The 18,439-nt window shown below is 65.6% G+C and carries 20 protein-coding genes; 8 read left to right on the top strand and 12 right to left on the bottom strand.

Translation table 11 applies throughout. The annotated features are described in order from the left end of the window. Nucleotides 1-117: 117 nt before the first annotated feature. The 4 genes from AC3QLZ_RS16810 to AC3QLZ_RS16825 are packed head-to-tail and all read right to left on the bottom strand — an operon-like array spanning nt 118 to nt 3,858. Nucleotides 118-840: a phosphoadenylyl-sulfate reductase gene (locus tag AC3QLZ_RS16810; RefSeq protein ID WP_014237054.1), complete on the bottom strand. Its 723-nt coding sequence runs from the start codon at nt 838-840 to the stop codon at nt 118-120. Then, complete coding sequence (locus AC3QLZ_RS16815) at nt 837-1,355, bottom strand: DUF934 domain-containing protein (protein WP_014237055.1); 519 nt, start codon at nt 1,353-1,355, stop codon at nt 837-839. The genes AC3QLZ_RS16810 and AC3QLZ_RS16815 overlap by 4 nt, the downstream gene beginning before the upstream one ends. Before the next feature lie 28 nt (nt 1,356-1,383). Next, nucleotides 1,384-3,060 carry a nitrite/sulfite reductase gene (locus AC3QLZ_RS16820; protein WP_014237056.1) on the bottom strand — a complete coding sequence of 559 codons (1,677 nt, stop codon included), beginning with the start codon at nt 3,058-3,060 and terminating at the stop codon, nt 1,384-1,386. Nucleotides 3,061-3,084: 24 nt separating this feature from the next. Beyond that, nucleotides 3,085-3,858, bottom strand: coding sequence for a sulfite exporter TauE/SafE family protein (locus AC3QLZ_RS16825; RefSeq protein WP_014237057.1), 774 nt, complete (start codon nt 3,856-3,858; stop codon nt 3,085-3,087). 105 nt (nt 3,859-3,963) lie between these two features. Between AC3QLZ_RS16825 and cysB the strand changes: the two genes are divergently transcribed. From cysB to AC3QLZ_RS16860, 7 genes are all read left to right on the top strand, one after another. Next, complete coding sequence (gene cysB / locus AC3QLZ_RS16830) at nt 3,964-4,938, top strand: HTH-type transcriptional regulator CysB (protein ID WP_014237058.1); 975 nt, start codon at nt 3,964-3,966, stop codon at nt 4,936-4,938. A 135-nt stretch (nt 4,939-5,073) separates the two neighbouring features. Continuing rightward, on the top strand, nt 5,074-5,457 hold the full coding sequence (gene rpsF / locus AC3QLZ_RS16835; protein ID WP_014237059.1) for a 30S ribosomal protein S6: 384 nt from the start codon (nt 5,074-5,076) through the stop codon (nt 5,455-5,457). Nucleotides 5,458-5,464: 7 nt separating this feature from the next. Then, nucleotides 5,465-5,821 carry a primosomal replication protein N gene (gene priB / locus AC3QLZ_RS16840; RefSeq protein WP_232058863.1) on the top strand — a complete coding sequence of 119 codons (357 nt, stop codon included), beginning with the start codon at nt 5,465-5,467 and terminating at the stop codon, nt 5,819-5,821. Continuing rightward, nucleotides 5,787-6,065: a 30S ribosomal protein S18 gene (gene rpsR, locus AC3QLZ_RS16845; protein ID WP_014237061.1), complete on the top strand. Its 279-nt coding sequence runs from the start codon at nt 5,787-5,789 to the stop codon at nt 6,063-6,065. The genes priB and rpsR overlap by 35 nt, the downstream gene beginning before the upstream one ends. Nucleotides 6,066-6,080: 15 nt before the next feature. After that, nucleotides 6,081-6,530, top strand: a complete 450-nt coding sequence (gene rplI / locus AC3QLZ_RS16850) for a 50S ribosomal protein L9 (RefSeq protein ID WP_014237062.1) — start codon at nt 6,081-6,083, stop codon at nt 6,528-6,530. A gap of 142 nt (nt 6,531-6,672) precedes the next feature. Then, a complete protein-coding gene (gene dnaB / locus AC3QLZ_RS16855; protein ID WP_043799125.1) occupies nt 6,673-8,106 on the top strand; it encodes a replicative DNA helicase in 1,434 nt (477 codons plus the stop codon). 19 nt (nt 8,107-8,125) lie between these two features. Continuing rightward, nucleotides 8,126-8,617: a flavodoxin family protein gene (locus AC3QLZ_RS16860; RefSeq protein WP_014237064.1), complete on the top strand. Its 492-nt coding sequence runs from the start codon at nt 8,126-8,128 to the stop codon at nt 8,615-8,617. 186 nt (nt 8,618-8,803) lie between these two features. Here the strand turns inward: AC3QLZ_RS16860 and AC3QLZ_RS16865 are convergent, their stop codons facing one another. The 8 genes from AC3QLZ_RS16865 to AC3QLZ_RS16900 all read right to left on the bottom strand — a co-directional run bounded on the left by AC3QLZ_RS16865 (nt 8,804) and on the right by AC3QLZ_RS16900 (nt 16,130). After that, a complete protein-coding gene (locus AC3QLZ_RS16865) occupies nt 8,804-10,015 on the bottom strand; it encodes a transglutaminase-like domain-containing protein (protein WP_014237065.1) in 1,212 nt (403 codons plus the stop codon). A gap of 67 nt (nt 10,016-10,082) precedes the next feature. Next, nucleotides 10,083-11,525, bottom strand: coding sequence for a PhoH family protein (locus AC3QLZ_RS16870; RefSeq protein WP_014237066.1), 1,443 nt, complete (start codon nt 11,523-11,525; stop codon nt 10,083-10,085). Between the two features lie 22 nt (nt 11,526-11,547). Further along, entirely contained in the window at nt 11,548-12,021 is a 474-nt protein-coding gene (locus AC3QLZ_RS16875; RefSeq protein WP_014237067.1) for a peroxiredoxin, read from the bottom strand. Nucleotides 12,022-12,098: 77 nt separating this feature from the next. Next, nucleotides 12,099-12,884 (bottom strand): glutamate racemase, encoded by a 786-nt coding sequence (gene murI / locus AC3QLZ_RS16880; protein ID WP_014237068.1) that lies wholly within the window; start codon nt 12,882-12,884, stop codon nt 12,099-12,101. Between the two features lie 11 nt (nt 12,885-12,895). Beyond that, nucleotides 12,896-13,240 carry a RidA family protein gene (locus tag AC3QLZ_RS16885; RefSeq protein ID WP_014237069.1) on the bottom strand — a complete coding sequence of 115 codons (345 nt, stop codon included), beginning with the start codon at nt 13,238-13,240 and terminating at the stop codon, nt 12,896-12,898. Between the two features lie 26 nt (nt 13,241-13,266). Continuing rightward, nucleotides 13,267-14,034: a hypothetical protein gene (locus AC3QLZ_RS16890; RefSeq protein ID WP_014237070.1), complete on the bottom strand. Its 768-nt coding sequence runs from the start codon at nt 14,032-14,034 to the stop codon at nt 13,267-13,269. A 27-nt stretch (nt 14,035-14,061) separates the two neighbouring features. Then, complete coding sequence (locus AC3QLZ_RS16895) at nt 14,062-15,594, bottom strand: fumarate hydratase (protein WP_014237071.1); 1,533 nt, start codon at nt 15,592-15,594, stop codon at nt 14,062-14,064. Nucleotides 15,595-15,605: 11 nt separating this feature from the next. Then, nucleotides 15,606-16,130 (bottom strand): TIGR00645 family protein, encoded by a 525-nt coding sequence (locus AC3QLZ_RS16900; RefSeq protein ID WP_014237072.1) that lies wholly within the window; start codon nt 16,128-16,130, stop codon nt 15,606-15,608. Between the two features lie 302 nt (nt 16,131-16,432). On the opposite strand from AC3QLZ_RS16900, the gene acs reads away from it, so the two are divergent. After that, a complete protein-coding gene (gene acs, locus AC3QLZ_RS16905; protein WP_014237073.1) occupies nt 16,433-18,409 on the top strand; it encodes an acetate--CoA ligase in 1,977 nt (658 codons plus the stop codon). Nucleotides 18,410-18,439: the final 30 nt, after the last annotated feature.

An 18,439-nucleotide genomic window follows, 5' to 3' on the forward strand; every position in this document is an offset into this window, starting at 1 on the left:
TGCAGGCGAGGCCTACTTCTTGTGCAGCCCGCATTCCTTGGTCTCGGGATTGTGTCTTCGGCCGGTGCTAGCGCACCTTAACTTTTGCAAAGTTAGCCTACGACGAAATCCTTCAACTTACTTCTTGTGCAAGCCACACTCCTTCGTTTCAGGATTTTCCCACCACCAGCGGCCGGAGCGGATGTCTTCGCCGGGGGTGACGGAGCGGGTACAGGGGGCGCAGCCGATGCTGGGGTAGAACTGGTCGTGCAGCTTGTTGTAGGGCACGCCATTATCCAGCAGATAGGCCCACACTTCCTTCTCGCTCCAGTCGGCCAGGGGGTTGAACTTCTCCAGGCCGTTGGCTTCGTCGAACAGGCGCACCGCCAGGCCGTCCCGGGTGGCGGCCTGCTGGGCGCGCATGCCGGTGATCCAGGCCTGCTTGCCGGCCAGGGCCCGCTGCAGGGGCTCCACCTTGCGCACGTAGCAACAGCCCTTGCGCAGTTCGATGGATTCGTAAAAGGCGTTGATGCCGTTGGCCCGCACGTATTCCTCGGTGAGGTCGTGGCGGGGGTAGAAAACCTTGAGCTTGAGGCCGTAGTGCTGTTGCACGGCGGCCATCAGGTCGTAGGTTTCCAGGGGCAGGCGGCCCGTATCCAGGGAGAAGATTTCGATGGGCAGGCCCGCCTTGACGATGAGGTCGGTCAGCACCATGTCCTCGGCCCCCAGGCTGTTGGCGAAGGTGGCCGGGGAGAAGTCCCGGGCGATCTGGGCCAGCAGGGTCTTGGCGGCTTCCGCCTTGGCTGCGGTGGCGGCTCGCAGCTCGTCGGAGACGCGGAACTGGGCGGGAATGACGCTCATGCGGCCCTCCGGCGGAAGAGGGGCTGGGGCTGGTCCACCGCGGCCTGGTAGGGGGTCTTGAAGGTGTCGAAGAGGGCCAGGGCCTTGTCCGCGTCCTTGTCGGCGCGCAGGGCGAAGGCGTCGATGCCGCAGCGGGCCATGAGGAACAGCTGGTCCGGCAGCACGTCGCCGATGGCGCGGATCTCGCCCTGGTAGCCGTAGCGTTCCCGCAGCAGGCGGGCGGCGGAGTAGCCGCGGCCGTCGGTGAATTTGGGGAAATCCACGGCGATCACGGACAGCTGGGCCAGGTCGTCGGCCAGGCTTTCGGGACCTTCGCCGGCGGCCAGCCACACGCCCACCGGGGCGGCGGGGCTGGAAGCGGCCAGCAGCGCGGATTTCCGGGCATGCCAGACGGAGAGGGGCACCAGTACCGGGCCCTGGGGCAGGTCAATGGTGTCGGCCGTCTCGCCTTCGGCCAGGCGCAGCACGCTCCAGCTGTCTTCAACGACGGCGCGGTTCTTGATGATGCGGGTCATGGTCGTTCCTTTATTCCGTGTCGATGGGTCAGGCGGCTTTCTTGCCCTTGAGGCGGTCGCCGTACACCTTGTCCTTGAAGGGCTCCACGCCCAGGCGGTCCAGGGTGTCGATGAACAGCTCATCCTCGTGGCGGTTGTCCAGGTAGACCCGGATCAGCTTTTCCACCACGCCGGCCACTTCGTCGGCGGGGAAGGAGGGGCCGATGACCTTGCCCAGGTGGGCGTTGTTGCCCTGACGGCCGCCCAGGGTGATCTGGTACCACTCCTCGTTGCCCTTATCCACGCCCAGCACGCCGATGTGGCCCACGTGGTGGTGGCCGCAGGAGTTCATGCAGCCGGAGATGTTGAGCTCGATGTCGCCGATGTCGTAGAGGTAGTCCAGGTCTTCGAACTTGGCCTGGATGGCGTTGGCGATGGGGATGGACTTGGCGTTGGCCAGGTCGCAGAAATCGCCGCCGGGGCAGCAGATCATGTCCGTGATGAGGCCGATGTTGGGCGTGGCCAGGGCGGCGGCCTTGGCGTCCTGCCACAGGGCCTGCAGCTCGTCCTGGCGCACGTCGGCCAGCACCAGGTTCTGCTCGTGGGTGACACGCACCTCGCCGAAGCTGTAGCGGTCGGCCAGATCGGCCACCCGGTCCATCTGCACATCGCTGACGTCGCCCGGGGCGGTGCCCGGCTTCTTCAGGGAAAGGGTGACGGCGGCGTAGCCCGGCACCCGGTGGGGCCGCACATTGCGCTCCACCCAGCGGGCGAAGGCGGGCTGCTCGGCCTGGGCCTGGACGAAACCGTCGTCGATGGCCGGCAGCTGCGCGTAGGCAGGAGGATTGAAGAAGGCCGCCACCCGGTCGTATTCGGCCTGGGTGATGGTGGCCGGGCCGCCCTTGAGGTGGGCCCATTCGGCTTCCACCTGCTCGGCGAATTTTTCCACCCCCAGGGCCTGCACCAGGATCTTGATGCGGGCCTTGTAGGCGTTGTCGCGGCGGCCGTAGCGGTTGTAGACCCGCAGGATGGCTTCGTTGTAGGTGAGGATGTCCTGCCAGGGCAGGAACTCGCGCACCACCTGGCCGCGGATGGGGGTGCGCCCCAGGCCGCCGCCGACGATGACGCGGAAGCCCACTTCACCCGCCTCGTTCTTGCGGATGTGCAGGCCGATGTCGTGGAACCAGGTCAGGGCCCGGTCTTCCAGGGCGCCATTCACGGCGATCTTGAACTTGCGCGGCAGGAAGGCGAATTCCGGGTGGAAGGTGCTCCACTGGCGCAGCAGTTCGCACAGGGGCCGGGGATCCAGGATTTCATCGGCGGCGACGCCGGCGAACTGGTCCGTGGTGACGTTGCGGATGCAGTTGCCGGAAGTCTGGATGGCATGCATTTCCACTTCCGCCAGTTCCGCCAGGGCGTCGGGCACCCGCTCCAGGGGAATCCAGTTGAACTGCAGGTTGTGGCGGGTGGTGAAGTGGCCGTAGCCCTTGTCGTAGTCCCGGGCGATTTTTGCCAGGCGGCGCAGCTGGGCGCTCGACAGCATGCCGTAGGGCACGGCGACGCGGAACATGGGCGCATGGCGCTGGATGTAGAGGCCGTTCTGCAGGCGCAGGGGGCGGAACTCCTCGTCCGAGAGTTCACCGGCCTTCCAGCGGCGCACCTGGTCCCGGAATTGGGCTACCCGTTCCTGGACGAGGGCGTGGTCATAATTGTCGTAACGGTACATCGTAGGGCCTCGGGCGAAAGAGTCTTAGTGGGCAATGAGTTTGGCGCCGATCAGCACCAGCATGGTGGCCAGGATGGGGCGCAGGATTTTATCCGGTACTTTGGCCGAAATGTGGCTGCCGACCCAGATGCCGGGCAGGGAGCCGATCAGCAGGGCCGTCAGCAGCTGCCAGTCCACGCTGCCCATGAGCCAGTGGCCGGTGCCTGCCACCAGGGTTAGGGGCACGGCGTGGGCCACGTCGCTGCCGACGATACGCACGGCGGGCAGCTTGGGGTAGAGGAAGAACAGGGCGGCCACGCCCAGGGCGCCGGCGCCGACGGAGGAAATGGACACTAGCACCCCCAGGGTGGCGCCCACCGCGATGGTGATAGGCGTCTGATGCCGTTGCACGAAGGAAGTTTCGTGGCTCAAGGCGTAGGACTGCAGCTTCTTGCGGAAAATGATGGCACAGGCGGTGAGCAGCAGGGCGATGCCCAGGCAGAGGGAGATCAGGCCAGTGGTTTCCGGCCCCTGCTTGGGCAGGTGGGCCAGGATGTAGAGGGTGACGGCGGTGGCGGGCATGCTGCCGGCAGCCAGCAGGCCGACGATGCGCCATTCCACATGACCCTTGCGCGAATGCACTACGGTGCCGCCGGCCTTGGTCACGGCGGCGTAAAGCAGGTCGGTGCCGACGGCGGTGGCCGGGTGGATGCCGAACAGGAGCACCAGCAGGGGAGTCATGAGGGAACCGCCGCCGACGCCCGTCAAACCGACGATGGCGCCGACTACGAATCCAGAGAGGGTATACAGCCAGTCCATGGTGCGCCTTGTCGTGAAGTGGGGCGCATCGTAACAGCCGTTTATTGGCCTCAAAAGAATATCGTGCTACATTGATATAACCTAAAGTTATTAGCAGGCTATGTCATGAAGCTGCAGCAACTGCGTTATCTGGTCGAGGTTTCCCGCCGCGGACTGAATGTTTCCGAGGCGGCGGAAGCACTCTACACCTCCCAGCCCGGAGTCTCCAAACAGATCAAGATGCTGGAGGACGAACTGGGCATCATCGTCTTCGAGCGCAGCGGCAAGCGCCTCACCGGCATCACCGAGCCGGGCAAGGCGGTGCTGGAAATATCCAACCGCATCCTGCGGGAGGCGGAAAACCTCAAGCGGGTGGGCGAGGAATACGCCGGCGGCGATTCCGGCAGCCTGGTCATCGCCACCACCCACACCCAGGCCCGCTACGCTCTGCCGCAAGTGGTGAAGCGCTTCACCGAGCGCTATCCCCGGGTGCGCCTCAACCTGCACCAGGGCAGCCCGACCCAGATCGCCGAGTGGGCGGCCAACGGCGAGGCTGACATCGCCATTGCCACCGAGGCCCTGGACCATGTGCCCAACCTGGTGACCATGCCCTGCTACCAGTGGTCCCACTGCGTCATCGCCCCGGCCGGCCACCCCATCCTGGAGCAGGGGCCCCTGTCCCTCTCGGTGCTGGCCCGCTTTCCCCTCATCACCTACGATCCGGCCTTCACCGGCGGCGGTCGCATCAGCAGCGCTTTCGAGCGCCACGGCCTGACGCCCAATGTGGTTCTCTCCGCCATCGACGCGGACGTGATCAAGACCTACGTCACCCTGGGTCTGGGCCTGGGCATCATCGCCCGCATCGCCTTCGACCCGGAGCGGGACGGCCGGCAGAACGGCCTGGTGGCCCTGGATGCGGGCCATCTGTTCGAATCCAACACCACCCGCCTGGCCCTGCGCCGGGGAACCTATCTGCGCCGCTATGAATACGATTTCATTGAGTTGTTTGCGCCGCACCTGACGCGCAAGGCGGTGGAAAAGTCCATGGAAGGCGCCCTTTCCGGCGGCGCCGGCCGGGGCGAGGACGAGTACCAGCTCTGAGCTGTCGCCGCCGATTCTCCCGGGTTCGCGGTTTTCCTTGATTTTCCTTGGAAAACCGCGTTATACTCGCCGGCTTTCCAACCTTGCCCTACCTGCGAACGCATGGCGGAGGGCTGTTAGCCAAAAGGAGAATACATGCGCCATTACGAAATCGTATTTATCGTCCATCCGGACCAGAGCGAGCAGGTTCCGGCCATGGTCGAACGTTACCGTTCGATCGTGACCACCCGCAGCGGCGTGATCCACCGTCTGGAAGACTGGGGCCGTCGTCAGCTGGCCTACCCGATCCAGAAGGTTCACAAGGCCCACTACGTGCTGATGAACATCGAGTGCGACGGCGAGACCCTGAACGAACTGGAGCACTCCTTCAAGTTCAACGACGCCGTGCTGCGTCACCTCACCGTCAAGACCAAGGCTGCCGTGACCACTCCTTCCCCCATGATGAAGGAAGAGAAGTCCAAGTCCCTGCTCGAAGGCAAGGCTGAAGCCGCTGCCGCCGAAGCGGCCCCGGCTGCCTAATTAATCGTTGGCTGCTGCGAAGCTGACTGAAAACCGCGTTGTCATCACCGGGACGCTGATCGAACACAAACCCTTGCGTTACACCCCCGCCGGCGTGCCGGTGAGCGAAGGGCGCCTGCGCCACGAATCAGAAATGATCGAAGCCGGCCACCCCCGCAAGGTCGAATGTGAAGTCAACGTCGTTGCCCTGGGAACCACAGCCAAATGGCTGCAGGATGCCGGGCCCGGCAAGGCGGTAAGACTCGAAGGGTTTCTCGCCCTGAAGAGCAAGAACAGCCGGCAGCCCATGTTGCACGTAGAACGAATCGAATTTTTGGAAGGAAATGAAAATGGCTCGACCGTTTTTCAAGAAGAAGGACGATGACAAGAAAAAGCGCCGCGGTGGCGGCATGTTCAAGCGCCGCAAGTTCTGCCGCTTCACTGCCGAGAAGATCGTCGAGATCGACTACAAGGACGTGGACCTGCTGAAGGACTTCATCGCTGAAAACGCCAAGATCATGCCGGCCCGCCTGACCGGCACCAAGGCCCACTACCAGCGCCAGCTGGGCGTCGCCGTCAAGCGCGCCCGCTACCTGGCCCTGCTGCCCTACACCGACAACCACGTTTAATCGGGAGAGAGAAACATGCAAATCATTCTTCTGGAAAAGGTTGTTAACCTGGGTAACCTGGGCGACGTGGTCAAGGTCAAGGACGGCTACGCCCGTAACTACCTGATCCCCCAGCGCAAGGCCAAGCGTGCCACCCCCGCCGCCCTGGCTGAGTTCGAAGTCAAGCGCGCCGAGCTGGAAAAGGCCCAGGCCGACAAGCTGGCCGCCGCCGAAGCCCAAGCCGGTCAACTGAACGGCCTGATGGTCCAGATCAGCCGCAAGGCCGGTATGGACGGCCGTCTGTTCGGTTCCGTGTCCAACTTCGACATCGCCGAAGCCCTGGAAGCCCAGGGTCAGAAGGTCGAGAAGGCTGCCATCCGCATGCCCAACGGCCACCTGAAGGCCATCGGTGACTACCCCATCGATATCGCCCTGCACACCGACGTGATCGCCCAGATCACCGTCTCCGTCCTCGGCGAGCACTAAGCCACAAGCGCCCTGCGGGGCGTCTTGCGCAAAGGCCTTGCAGGTTGATCCTGTAAGGCCTTTTTCTTTTCTGCCGTCGTTGCAACGGGCCCCAATGGGCGGCGGCAGAGTAGAATTGCCCTTCCTCGACATTGACCTCGCCATGAACAAGCCCCGTCGTTTCTCCCGCTCCGACCCTTCCGATTCCCCCATCGATCCGGCCCTGGCCCAGTTGCGGGTGCCGCCCAATTCCCTGGAGGCCGAACAGTCCCTGCTGGGCGGCCTGCTGCTGGACAACCAGGCCTGGGACAAGGTGGGCGACATGGTCGCCGAGGGCGACTTCTACCGGGACGAACACCGGCGCATTTTCCGCCAGATCCAGCGCCTGCTCTCCCTGGGCAAGCCGGCGGACGTGGTGACGGTGTCCGAGGCCCTGGATGCGGCCGGCGAGACCGAACATACCGGCGGCCTGGCCTATCTGGGCGAACTGGCGGCCAATACGCCGTCGGCCTCCAACATCCGCCGCTACGCCGAAATCGTGCGGGAGCGGGCCATCCTGCGCCAGCTGGTGACGGCCGGCGACGAGATCGCCTCCAGCGCCCTCAACCCCCTGGGGCGGGACGCCAAGACCCTGCTCGACGAAGCCGAGACCCGGGTTTTCGAAATCGCGGAAAAGGGCGCCCATTCCCAGCAGGGTTTCGTGCACATCAACCCCCTGCTCAACGAGGTGGTGCAGAAGATCGAGGAACTGCATGACCGGGACAATCCCTCCGACGTCACCGGCGTGCCCACCGGCTTCATCGACCTGGATTCCAAGACCTCCGGCCTGCAGCCCGGCGACCTCATCATCGTCGCCGGCCGCCCCTCCATGGGCAAGACCGCCTTCGCCCTCAACATCGCCGAATACGTGGCGGTGGAGCAGGGCCTGCCGGTGGGCGTGTTCTCCATGGAAATGGGCGGCGCCCAGCTGGCCATGCGGATGGTGGCGTCCCTCGGGCGCCTCGATTCCCACCGCCTGCGTACCGGCCGCCTCAACGACGAGGAGTGGTCCCGCCTCTCCATGGCCCTCGGCAAGATGCACGAGAAGCCCCTCTACATCGACGAGACCGGCGGCCTCAACCCCTTGGACCTGCGGGCCCGGGCCCGGCGCCTGGCGCGCCAGTACGGCGGCAAGCTGGGCCTGATCGTGATCGACTACCTGCAGCTGATGGTCTCCGCCAAGGCCGGCGGCGGCGAGAACCGGGCCACGGAAGTGTCGGAAATCTCCCGGGCCCTGAAGTCCCTGGCCAAGGAACTGTCGGTGCCGGTGATCGCCCTGTCCCAGCTGTCGCGGAAGGTGGAAGAGCGGACCGACAAGCGCCCCATGATGTCCGACTTGCGCGAATCCGGCGCCATCGAACAGGATGCGGACGTGATCATGATGATGTACCGGGACGACTACTACAACAAGGAAAAGAGCCAGTATCCGGGCCAGGCCGAAGTCATCATCGGCAAGCAGCGTAACGGCCCCACCGGCACGGTGCACCTCACCTTCCTCGGCGAATACACCCGCTTCGAGAACTGCGCCTTCCAGGGCAGCCGGGGTCCCGAGTACTGATCCTGGCGGGCCTCGTGGCGTGAAGACCCTGCTCGTCGTCTTCCACTCCCAGACCGGCGGCGCCGCCGCCATGGCCGAGGCCGCCGCCCGGGGCGCCGGCGACGAGCCGCTGGTGACGGTGCGCCTGTGCCATGCCGACAGCGTCGGCCCGGCGGACCTGCTGGCGGCCGATGCCTATCTCTTCGTCACGCCGGAATACCTGGGGGCCATGGCCGGCCGTCTCAAGGATTTCTTCGACCGCAGCTACTACCCCGTCCTGGATCGCCTCAACGGCCGTCCCTACGCCGTCCTTGTGTGCGCCGGCAGCGACGGCCAGGGGGCGGCCCGTCAGGTGGCGCGCATCGCCACCGGCTGGCGCCTCAAGGCGGTGGCCGAGCCCCTCATCGTGTGCACCCGGGCCCAGACGCCGGAGGCCATCCTGGCTCCCAAGATTCTGGCGGCGGACGATCTGGAGCGCTGCGCCGAAGTGGGCGCCGCCCTGGCTGCGGGCCTGGCCCTCGGCATCTACTGAAGGGAAGGCCGCGCCGGGACGGCGGGCCGCTCCGCTGCCTCCCCGGGGGACAATGGGGGCGGCGTTGTTTCGTCTATGTGCCCGTAAATAAAGGAAAGACGCCATTCTCCGCCGCATGTGCCTGGAGAATGGCGTCCTTATTGCCTTCCATGGCTTCCCCTGGTGGGAGGGAAGCGTCTGCCGGGACTAGCCCTCGCTGGGACGGGCTTCCAGGCTGATGCCGCCCTGGCGGCCCAGCAGGCGCACGCTGCCGTCCCGCTCCACCTGGGCCAGCAGGGGCCGGTCCACCACCGGCAGGGATTCGCCGGGGCCCTGGGGCAGATGCACCCCGTCGGCACTGCTGTAGGCGGCCCAGTTCATTTCCCAGAAGCCGAAGAGACGCTTGCGCAGGGCGCCGCTGTCCCCGTCCTGGCGCTGGGCCAGGGCCGCATCGGCCGGGTCCACCGGCACCCAGCCGTAGAAGGGGGCGTGGAATTCGGCGCGCCAGTGCTGGGCGGTGGAAACGTCGCCGCTGGCGCCCAGGCTGGGGGACTGGCGGGAAGGGCCGAGGCGCTGGCCGCTGACCCGGCGGGCGGGAATGCCGCAGGCCCGGCACAGGGCGACGAAGATGCCGGCCAGGCCGGCACCGCCGTCGTTGCGGGCGCAGAGGGCGGCCTGGATGGACTCGGGGGCGCCGCTGCAGCTGATGCCGTGATCCACCACCCAGTCGTAGATGGCCAGGGCCTGGGGCATGGGTTCCCGGATGCGGCCGGTGATGCGTTCGGCCAGCTCGGCCAGCACGTCCTGGGGCCAGGGGCCCAGGCTCTGCAGGTTCTGGTTGAGCACTTCCTCCGTCTCCGGCGTGGCGCCGCGGCGGGTGATGTCGAACAGGCGCTGGCGGGTGCCCAGGCGCAGCTTCAGTTCCAGGGTCGGAGCCCGGGTGCCGGCGGGCCATTCGGCGAAGAAGGTCAGCAGGCCGCTGTCCCCGTCCCGGCGCAGGCCGGCCTTGCCGTAGTTGCCCTGCCAGTCCAGGTCTTCCACCCGCTGCCAGTCGTTTTCCGAAGGTACGGGAATCCAGGCCCGCAGGGGCTGGCCGCTGTCCGGCGCGGTGACCTTGACCACCAGGTCGTAATGGCGCCAGGACTGCTGGCGCGGACGGGGCAGGGGGGCCGGGCGCATGCCGGTGACGTGGCCGGCGGGCGGCTGGTTGGGGGCGGAGGGACGCAGGTTGGCGGTATTGCCCCGGGCGTTGCTTTTGGCCGGAGCCGCCTTGGCGCCGGCCTTGCCGGCCGGCTTCTTGGCCGTCGCCTTGGCGGCGGGCTTGGAACTTGTATTGGTATTGGTTTTCTTGGCAGCGAGGACGCTACCGGGAGCGACGGCAAGGCCGCCGGCAAGCGCAAGAAAGGCACGGCGCTTCATGCTCGGTCCTCCGGAAAAACTAAAGCCGCACCAGGTGCGGCTTTAGGGGGATGAAAACGTGGAAAAATTATAGCACTTCGGCCGCGTGGTCAGCCAAGCGGGAACGCTCGCCCCGTTGCAGGGTGATGTGGCCGGAGTGGGTCCAGCCCTTGAAGCGGTCCACCACGTAGGTAAGACCGGAGGAACCCTCGGTCAGGTAGGGCGTGTCGATCTGGGCGATGTTGCCCAGGCAGACCACCTTGGTGCCCGGGCCGGCCCGGGTGATGAGGGTCTTCATCTGCTTCGGCGTCAGGTTCTGGGCCTCGTCGATGATCAGGTACTTGTTGATGAAGGTGCGGCCCCGCATGAAGTTGAGGGACTTGACCTTGATGCGGCTGCGGATCAGGTCCCGGGTGGCGGCCCGGCCCCAGTCCCCGGCCTCGTCGTCGGTCTTGTTGAGCACGTCCAGGTTGTCCTCCAGGGCGCCCATCCAGGGGGCCATCTTCTCCTCCTCGGTGCCGGGCAGGAAGCCGATGTCCTCGCCTACCGGCACCGTCACCCGGGTCATGATGATCTCCGAGTACTGCTTGGTCTCCAGCACCTGGGTCAGGCCCGCGGCCAGGGTCAGCAGGGTCTTGCCGGTGCCGGCCTGGCCCAGCAGGGTGATGAAATCCACCTCCGGGTCCATCAGCAGGTTGAGGGCAAAGTTCTGTTCCCGGTTGCGGGCGGTGATGCCCCAGACGTTGTTCTTGGGGTGGGTGAAGTCGATCAGGGTTTCCAGCTCGGCGCTCTTGCCGGAAACGTTGCGCACCAGGGCATAGAGCGGCTGGGGGCCTTCCTGATAGACGAATTCGTTGACCAGCAGGTGGGAGCAGAGGGGCCCCTTGATGCGGTAGTAGGTGCGGCCTTCCCGCTTGCCCGACTCCATGCCCTGGCCGTGCTTGTCCCAAAAGTCCGCCGGCAGTTCCCGCACGCCGGTGTACAGCAGGTCAGTGTCTTCCAGGACCTTGTCGTTGAAGTAGTCCTCGGCGGCCAGACCCAGGGTGCGGGCCTTGATGCGCATGTTGATGTCTTTCGACACCAGGATCACCGAACGCTTGGGGTAGCGGCGCTGCAGGTGGAAGACGACGGCCAGGATCTGGTTGTCGTACTTGGAGGTGGGCAGGGCCTGGGGCAGTTCGGAACTGATGGCCTCGGTCTGCAGGAACAGGTGGCCGGTGGCCAGCTTGCTGGACGGGGTTTCCAGGGAAATGCCGCCCTCGATCTCGTCGCCGGCGTGGGCCAGGATGTCGTCCAGGGTACGGCTGGCCTGGCGGGCATTGCGGGAGATTTCCGACATGCCCTTCTTGTTGTTGTCCAGTTCCTCCAGCACCATCATCGGCAGGAACACGTCGTGTTCCTCGAAGCGGAAGAGGCTGGTGGGATCGTGCATCAGCACGTTGGTGTCGAGGACGAAAATCTTGCAGCGGGAAGAGGCGGTGGAGGAAGAGGAAGCTACCGTTTTGCTGCTCGCGGCGGGTTTGCGGGCCATGGGGCGTCCTGTCGGTCGAGGGTCAGAGGGATGTGACGAAATCGAGTACTTCCTGGGCGTGGCCGGGCACCTTCACCCCGCGCCATTCCTTGCGCAGCTTGCCTTTGCCGTCGATGACGAAGGTGCTGCGCTCGATGCCCCTTACCTGTTTCCCATACATGTTTTTCAATTTCATGACACCGAACAGGGAACACAGGGTTTCGTCCGGATCGGAGATCAGGTCGAAGGGCAGGTTCTGCTTGGTACGGAAATTTTCGTGGGACTTGAGGGAATCCCGGGACACCCCGAGGACCAGGGCGCCGGCGGCGACGAATTGCGGGTGCAGGTCGCGGAACTGCTGGGCTTCGGTGGTACAGCCGGGGGTGCTGTCCTTGGGGTAGAAGTAGAGGACGACGGTCTTGCCGGCGTGGGCGGAGAGGGTGAAGGGGCTGGTGCCGGTGGCCGGCAGGGAGAAGTCGGGAACGCTGCTGTCGGGGGAGAGGGGGGTATCGGCCATATTGGAGCTCCGTGGTTTTTTGTCCATTGTTGGAGCAAACCCGGGAGCGGGTCAAGGCCGCCAGGGGCCGACGGAGCTCAGACCCGGGCCAGCAGTTCCTCGCCGCGGCAGCGTTCGGCCAGCCAGCCCAGGCCCAGTCCGGCCAGACTGGCGTGCAGCTGTTCCGGCCGGGCCGTGGCCTGCAACAGCAGCCGGCCCTGGCCCTGGGCCGAAGCGCCGGCCAGGCGCTGGGCCTGGCGGGCCACCGCCTCGGCCACGTCCACCAGCTGGGCGCGGCCAGCCACCAGGGGCGCCAGCAGGGGGGTGAGGAAGGAATAGTGGGTACAGCCCAGGACCAGCTGATCGGCGCCGGCATCCAGCAGCCGCTGCATCTTGAGGCGGACTTCGGCGACGAATTCGGGGGTCTGCAGGTCCCGGCTCTCGACCCGGGTGGCCCAGCCGGGGCAGGGCTCCACCAGCACGTCCACGCCGTCGGCATGGTCCCGGATGAGGCGGGCCAGGCGTTCGCTGCGGGCGGTGGATTCGGTGGCGAGGACGGCGATGCGGCGGCTGCGGCTGGCCTTGGCCGCCGGCTTGACCCCGGGCTCGACGCCGACCACCGGGATGTGGGGCAGGGCGGCGCGCAGCATCTGCACGGCAGCGGCGGTGGCGGTGTTGCAGGCGACGACGATGAGGCCGCAGTCCTGTTCCGCCAGATGGTGGCCGATGGCCAGCACCCGGCCCTGGATGAAGGCGTCGCTGCGCGGCCCGTAGGGCACGTGGGCGGTATCCGCCAGGTAGGTGAGGTCTGCCGTGGGCAGGCTGCGGGCGATGGCGGCCAGGACCGAGAGGCCGCCGATACCGCTGTCGAAGATGCCGATCATGGCGGGGGATTTTACCGCGCCGCGACCACCACCAGTTCCACTTTATAACCGGGCTTGGCCAGGCGGGCCTGGACGCAGGCCCGGGAAGGGGCACTGCCGGCGGGCAGCCAGGCATCCCAGACCTCGTTCATGGCATCGTAGTCGGCCATGTCGGCCAGATAGATGGTGACCTGCAGCAGGCGGCTCTTGTCGCTGCCGGCCCTGGCCAGCAACTGCTCGATGCTGGCCAGGATTTCCCGGGTCTGGGTGGCGGCATCGGCCTCCAGGGTCTGGGCCACTTCCACCAGGTAGATGGTGTCGTTGTGGATCACCACGTCGGAGTAGCGGGGCGTGGTGCCGAAGCGTTCGATGGGCATGGGATGTTTCCGCAAAAAGGGGAGGGCTATCGGCGCCAGCCGATTTCCCGGGCGCTGGCAGGGCCGACCAGGGTTTCGTCCAGGGAGTCGGGAATGCGGGCCCGGTCGGGGCCGAGGGGGAGGCGGCCGGCCATCAGTTCGGCTTCGCTCTGGGGATAGCGCGGCTCCTGGAACGGCGCGGCATAGCCGTCGGGGTGCAGGGGCAGGCCGGTGGCCATGTCGTACTTGTCGCTGGCGCCCAGGGTATGCAGCAGCTCGTGGGCGGCGACGACGTGGTTCTGCGCCGTCTGGCGCGGGTCGGCGAAGAGATGCACGACGCCCAGCATGCCCTTCTCCAGGCCGCTGGAATGGGGCACCCGGGGGTTCAGGGCCGGATCGTGATAGAGCAGGTAGAGGCGCACCTGGGGCTTGGGGCTGGTGGGCGGCGATTGTTTCCAGGCCCAGTAGCGCAGCTGCAGGCTCCACAGGATGCTGTCGAGCACGCTGCCGCCCTGGGGGCGGGGCGGCGGCAGCTGGCGGATTTCCCCGCCCAGGGTGATGTCCACCGGACGCAGGGTGGTGACGCCGTGGCGCGCCGCTTCGCTGTTCAGGTAATCGCTGATGGGCTGGAAACTGTCCTCACCGAGGCGCTGGAGATAGCGCCGGGTGGCGGCACTGTCGTCGGCCGCCAGGGGATAGACGGCGACGCGCAGAGTGCCTTTCCATGCCGTGGCGTTGGCCTTGGCATGCCAGGCGGAAAAGGCCACCGACGCCAGTACCAGCAGCAGTACGGCGATGCGTAGACGACGCCACATGGCGGTCGGTGGTCTTGAGCGGAGAGCTTAGGCTTTGACCGGGATCTTGCCGATCTTGACCTGCCATTCCTTGGGGCCGGTCTCATGCACGCTGGTGCCGGAGGAATCCACGGCCACGGTGACGGGCATGTTCTGCACCTCGAACTCGTAGATGGCTTCCATGCCCAGGTCGGCAAAGCCCACCACCTTGGCGCTCTTGATGGCCTTGGCCACCAGGTAGGCGGCACCGCCCACGGCCATCAGGTAGGCGGACTTGTTGTCCTTGATGGCCTCGATGGCAACGGGGCCGCGCTCGGACTTGCCGATCATGGAGATGAGGCCGGTCTTCTCGAGCATCATGCGGGTGAACTTGTCCATGCGGGTGGCGGTGGTGGGGCCGGCGGGGCCGACCACTTCGTCGCGCACCGGGTCCACGGGGCCCACGTAGTAGATGACCCGGTTGGTGAAGTCCACCGGCAGCTTCTCGCCCTTGGCCAGCATGTCGGCGATGCGCTTGTGGGCGGCATCGCGGCCGGTCAGCATCTTGCCGTTGAGCAGCAGCTTCTGGCCCGGCTTCCAGGAGGCCACTTCTTCCTTGGTCAGGGTATCCAGATTGACCTGGGTGGCGGCCTTCAGGTCCGGGGTCCAGGTCACGGCAGGCCAGTCTTCCAGCTTGGGCGGCTCGATCTTGGCGGGGCCGGAACCATCCAGGTGGAAGTGGCAGTGGCGGGTGGCGGCGCAGTTGGGCACCAGGGCCACGGGCAGGTTGGCGGCGTGGCAGGGGTAGTCCAGCACCTTGACGTCGAGCACGGTGGTGAGGCCGCCCAGGCCCTGGGCGCCGACGCCCAGGGCGTTTACCTTCTCGTACAGCTCCAGGCGCAGTTCTTCGGCCCGGGTCAGCTTGGCGCCGCTCTTGGCCTTGTCCTGCAGATCATGGATGTCCACCGGGGCCATGATGGATTCCTTGGCCAGCAGCATGGCCTTTTCGGGAGTGCCGCCGATGCCGATGCCGATGATGCCGGGAGGACACCAGCCGGCGCCCATCTCGGGGATCTTCTTGAGGACCCAGTCCACCAGGTCGTCGGAGGGGTTGAGCATGGCGAACTTGGACTTGGCTTCGGAGCCGCCGCCCTTGGCGGCGCAGATCACTTCCACGTGGTCGCCGGGAACGATCTCGAAGTGCACCACGGCCGGGGTGTTGTCCTTGGTGTTCTTGCGGGCGCCGGCCGGGTCGGCCAGCACGGAGGCGCGCAGGGGGTTGTCCGGGTTGGCGTAGGCGCGGCGCACGCCTTCATTGACCATTTCCTGCAGGCTCATGGTGGCGTCGTCCCAGCGGACGTTCATGCCGACCTTGAGGAAGACCATGCCGATACCGGTGTCCTGGCAGATGGGGCGGTGGCCTTCGGCGGCCATGCGGGAGTTGGTCAGGATCTGGGCAATGGCGTCCTTGGCGGCGGGGGATTCCTCACGCTCGTAGGCTTCGCCCAGGGCCTTGATGTAGTCCAGGGGGTGGTAGTAGCTGATGTACTGGAAAGCGTCCGCGATGGACTGGATCAGGTCTTCCTGGCGAATGGAACTCATGCTGGGTTTCCTCAGTGCTTGGATTGGAGGTTGAGGGTCTGATTCATGACTTTGTCCGTAACGGCCATCATGAACGCGGAAACGACGAATACAGCGTGGATGCCCACCTGCCAGCCGAGGACCCGGTCGTCCAGCTGGGCGGCATTGATGAAGCTCTTCAGCAGGTGAATGGAGGAAATGCCGATGAGGGCCGTGGCCAGCTTTACCTTGAGGACGCCGGCATTGACGTGGGACAGCCATTCCGGCTGGTCCGGGTGACCCTCGATGTCCAGCTTGGAGACGAAAGTCTCGTAGCCGCCGATGATGACCATGATGAGCAGGTTGGCGATCATCACCACGTCGATCAGGCCGAGGACGATGAGCATGGTCTTGGCTTCGTCCAGGTGGGCGATGTCGGCCACCAGGTGGGACAGTTCCATCATGAACTGAACCACGTAGATGCCCTGGGCGACGATGAGTCCGAGGTAGAGGGGGGCCTGCAGCCAGCGGCTGGAGAAGATCAGGCGCTCCATATTGTTTTGGAATTTGGAATTCATCTTTGTGCGTTGCAAGGTTGTTGGAACCGTTGGGAGCGCGGATTTTAGCATGCCTAGGTGGCTGATTTTGGTGCTCTTTTATGCTGCGGCGCAGCGAGGAGGTGTAAGGGCACTGTAAGAAAGGGGGGGTTTAATCGCGGCCATTCACGGGGCTTTGCGGGCAGTTGATTTGCTCCAGGTCACGGAAAACCAGCGGGTCGCAAAATCCAGAAACAAAATGCGACTCACGCCCCCGAAAGGGAGGGCGTTTAGCTCTCGACGCAGCAATTTTTGCTATTGCAGACAATGCAGAGGAGATGAGTATGTCCCAGATCGAATCCGTTCTCGTTGAAAACCGTGTTTTCCCCCCTTCCGAAGAAGTGGTGAAGCGGGCGACGATTTCCGGCATGGCCGCTTACGAGGCCCTGTGCAAGGAAGCGGAAACCGACTACACCGGTTACTGGGGCCGTCTGGCCAAGGAACACGTGGTCTGGAAGCAGCCTTTCACCAGCGTGCTGGATGAATCCAACGCTCCCTTCTACAAGTGGTTCGCCGACGGCAAGCTGAACGTTTCCTACAACTGCCTGGACAAGAACGTCGAAGCCGGCCTGGGCGACAAGGTCGCCATCATCTTCGAAGCCGACGGCGGTGCCGTCTCCAAGGTCACCTACAAGGAACTGCTGTCCCGCGTCGCCAAGTTCGCCAATGCGCTGAAGGCCAAGGGCATCAAGAAGGGCGACCGCGTCATCATCTACCTGCCCATGTCCATCGAGGGCATCGTCGCCATGCAGGCCTGCGCCCGTATCGGCGCCATCCACTCCGTGGTCTTCGGCGGCTTCTCCGCCAAGTCCCTGGAAGAGCGCATCCTGGATGCCGGCGCCGTGGCCGTCATCACCGCCGACGAGCAGACCCGTGGCGGCAAGAACATCCCCCTGAAGCCCGCCGTCGATGAAGCCCTGACCCTGGTCGGCGCCAACTCCCCCGTGAAGACCGTGATCGTGGCCAAGCGCACCGGCGGCGCCTGCAACATGGTGGCCGGCCGCGACGTGTGGTGGACCGATGCCGAAGCCGGCCAGTCCGACATCTGCGAACCCGAGTGGGTCGAGGCCGAGCATCCCCTGTTCCTGCTCTACACCTCCGGTTCCACCGGCAAGCCCAAGGGCGTCCAGCACTCTTCCGGCGGCTACCTGCTGCACGCCGCCCTGACCATGAAGTGGACCTTCGACATCAAGCCTGACGATGTCTTCTGGTGCACCGCCGACATCGGTTGGGTCACCGGCCACACCTACATCACCTACGGCCCCCTGGCCTGCGGCGCCACCGAGATCGTCTTCGAAGGCGTGCCCACCTTCCCGGACGCCGGCCGCTTCTGGAAGATGATCCAGGACCACAAGGTCTCCATCTTCTACACCGCGCCCACCGCCATCCGCTCCCTGATCAAGGCCGGCGCCGACCTGCCGAAGAAGTACGACCTGACTTCCCTGCGCCTGCTGGGTTCCGTCGGCGAGCCCATCAACCCCGAAGCCTGGATGTGGTACTACAACGAGATCGGCGGCGGCCGCTGCCCCATCGTTGATACCTTCTGGCAGACCGAAACCGGCGGCCACATGATCACCCCGCTGCCCGGCGTCACCCCCCTGGTGCCCGGTTCCTGCACCCTGCCGTTCCCCGGCATCCAGGCCGCCATCGTCGATGAGACCGGCCACGAGCTGGAGTGGGGCAAGGGCGGCTTCCTGGTGGTGAAAAAGCCCTGGCCCTCCATGATCCGCACCATCTGGGGCGATCCGGAGCGTTTCAAGAAGTCCTACTACCCTGAAGACCTGGGCGGCCGCCTGTACCTGGCCGGCGACGGTGCCGTGCGTAACGCCAAGACCGGCAACTTCACCATCACCGGCCGTATCGACGACGTCCTGAACGTCTCCGGTCACCGCATGGGCACCATGGAAATCGAATCCGCCCTGGTGGCCAACCCCCTGGTGGCCGAGGCTGCCGTGGTGGGCCGTCCCGACGACCTGACCGGCGAAGCCATCTGCGCCTTCGTGGTGCTGAAGGGCTCCCGTCCCTCCGGCGAGGATGCCAAGCGCGTCATCAAGGAGCTGCAGGACTGGGTGGGCAAGGAAATCGGCCCCATCGCCAAGCCCAAGGACATCCGCTTCGGTGAGAACCTGCCCAAGACCCGCTCCGGCAAGATCATGCGTCGTCTGCTGCGTTCCCTGGCCAAGGGCGAGGAAGTCACCCAGGACGTTTCCACCCTGGAGAACCCGGCCATCCTGGAGCAACTGAAACAAGCCGGCGCCTGAGCCTGCAACCAGCCGCCGGGGCGACCCGGC

The organism is Azospira sp. MPR-LB4, from assembly GCF_058809525.1.

Coding starts and splice junctions, on each gene's coding strand:
- rpsF (WP_014237059.1), top strand. CDS start 5,074: ATGCGCCATTACGAAATCGTATTTATCGTCCATCCGGACCAGAGCGAG.
- acs (WP_014237073.1), top strand. CDS start 16,433: ATGTCCCAGATCGAATCCGTTCTCGTTGAAAACCGTGTTTTCCCCCCT.
- AC3QLZ_RS16820 (WP_014237056.1), bottom strand. CDS start 3,060: ATGTACCGTTACGACAATTATGACCACGCCCTCGTCCAGGAACGGGTA.
- dnaB (WP_043799125.1), top strand. CDS start 6,673: ATGAACAAGCCCCGTCGTTTCTCCCGCTCCGACCCTTCCGATTCCCCC.
- cysB (WP_014237058.1), top strand. CDS start 3,964: ATGAAGCTGCAGCAACTGCGTTATCTGGTCGAGGTTTCCCGCCGCGGA.
- AC3QLZ_RS16865 (WP_014237065.1), bottom strand. CDS start 10,015: ATGAAGCGCCGTGCCTTTCTTGCGCTTGCCGGCGGCCTTGCCGTCGCT.
- AC3QLZ_RS16875 (WP_014237067.1), bottom strand. CDS start 12,021: ATGGCCGATACCCCCCTCTCCCCCGACAGCAGCGTTCCCGACTTCTCC.
- AC3QLZ_RS16900 (WP_014237072.1), bottom strand. CDS start 16,130: ATGAATTCCAAATTCCAAAACAATATGGAGCGCCTGATCTTCTCCAGC.
- rpsR (WP_014237061.1), top strand. CDS start 5,787: ATGGCTCGACCGTTTTTCAAGAAGAAGGACGATGACAAGAAAAAGCGC.
- AC3QLZ_RS16825 (WP_014237057.1), bottom strand. CDS start 3,858: ATGGACTGGCTGTATACCCTCTCTGGATTCGTAGTCGGCGCCATCGTC.
- rplI (WP_014237062.1), top strand. CDS start 6,081: ATGCAAATCATTCTTCTGGAAAAGGTTGTTAACCTGGGTAACCTGGGC.
- AC3QLZ_RS16895 (WP_014237071.1), bottom strand. CDS start 15,594: ATGAGTTCCATTCGCCAGGAAGACCTGATCCAGTCCATCGCGGACGCT.
- AC3QLZ_RS16890 (WP_014237070.1), bottom strand. CDS start 14,034: ATGTGGCGTCGTCTACGCATCGCCGTACTGCTGCTGGTACTGGCGTCG.
- AC3QLZ_RS16885 (WP_014237069.1), bottom strand. CDS start 13,240: ATGCCCATCGAACGCTTCGGCACCACGCCCCGCTACTCCGACGTGGTG.
- AC3QLZ_RS16870 (WP_014237066.1), bottom strand. CDS start 11,525: ATGGCCCGCAAACCCGCCGCGAGCAGCAAAACGGTAGCTTCCTCTTCC.
- murI (WP_014237068.1), bottom strand. CDS start 12,884: ATGATCGGCATCTTCGACAGCGGTATCGGCGGCCTCTCGGTCCTGGCC.
- AC3QLZ_RS16815 (WP_014237055.1), bottom strand. CDS start 1,355: ATGACCCGCATCATCAAGAACCGCGCCGTCGTTGAAGACAGCTGGAGC.
- AC3QLZ_RS16810 (WP_014237054.1), bottom strand. CDS start 840: ATGAGCGTCATTCCCGCCCAGTTCCGCGTCTCCGACGAGCTGCGAGCC.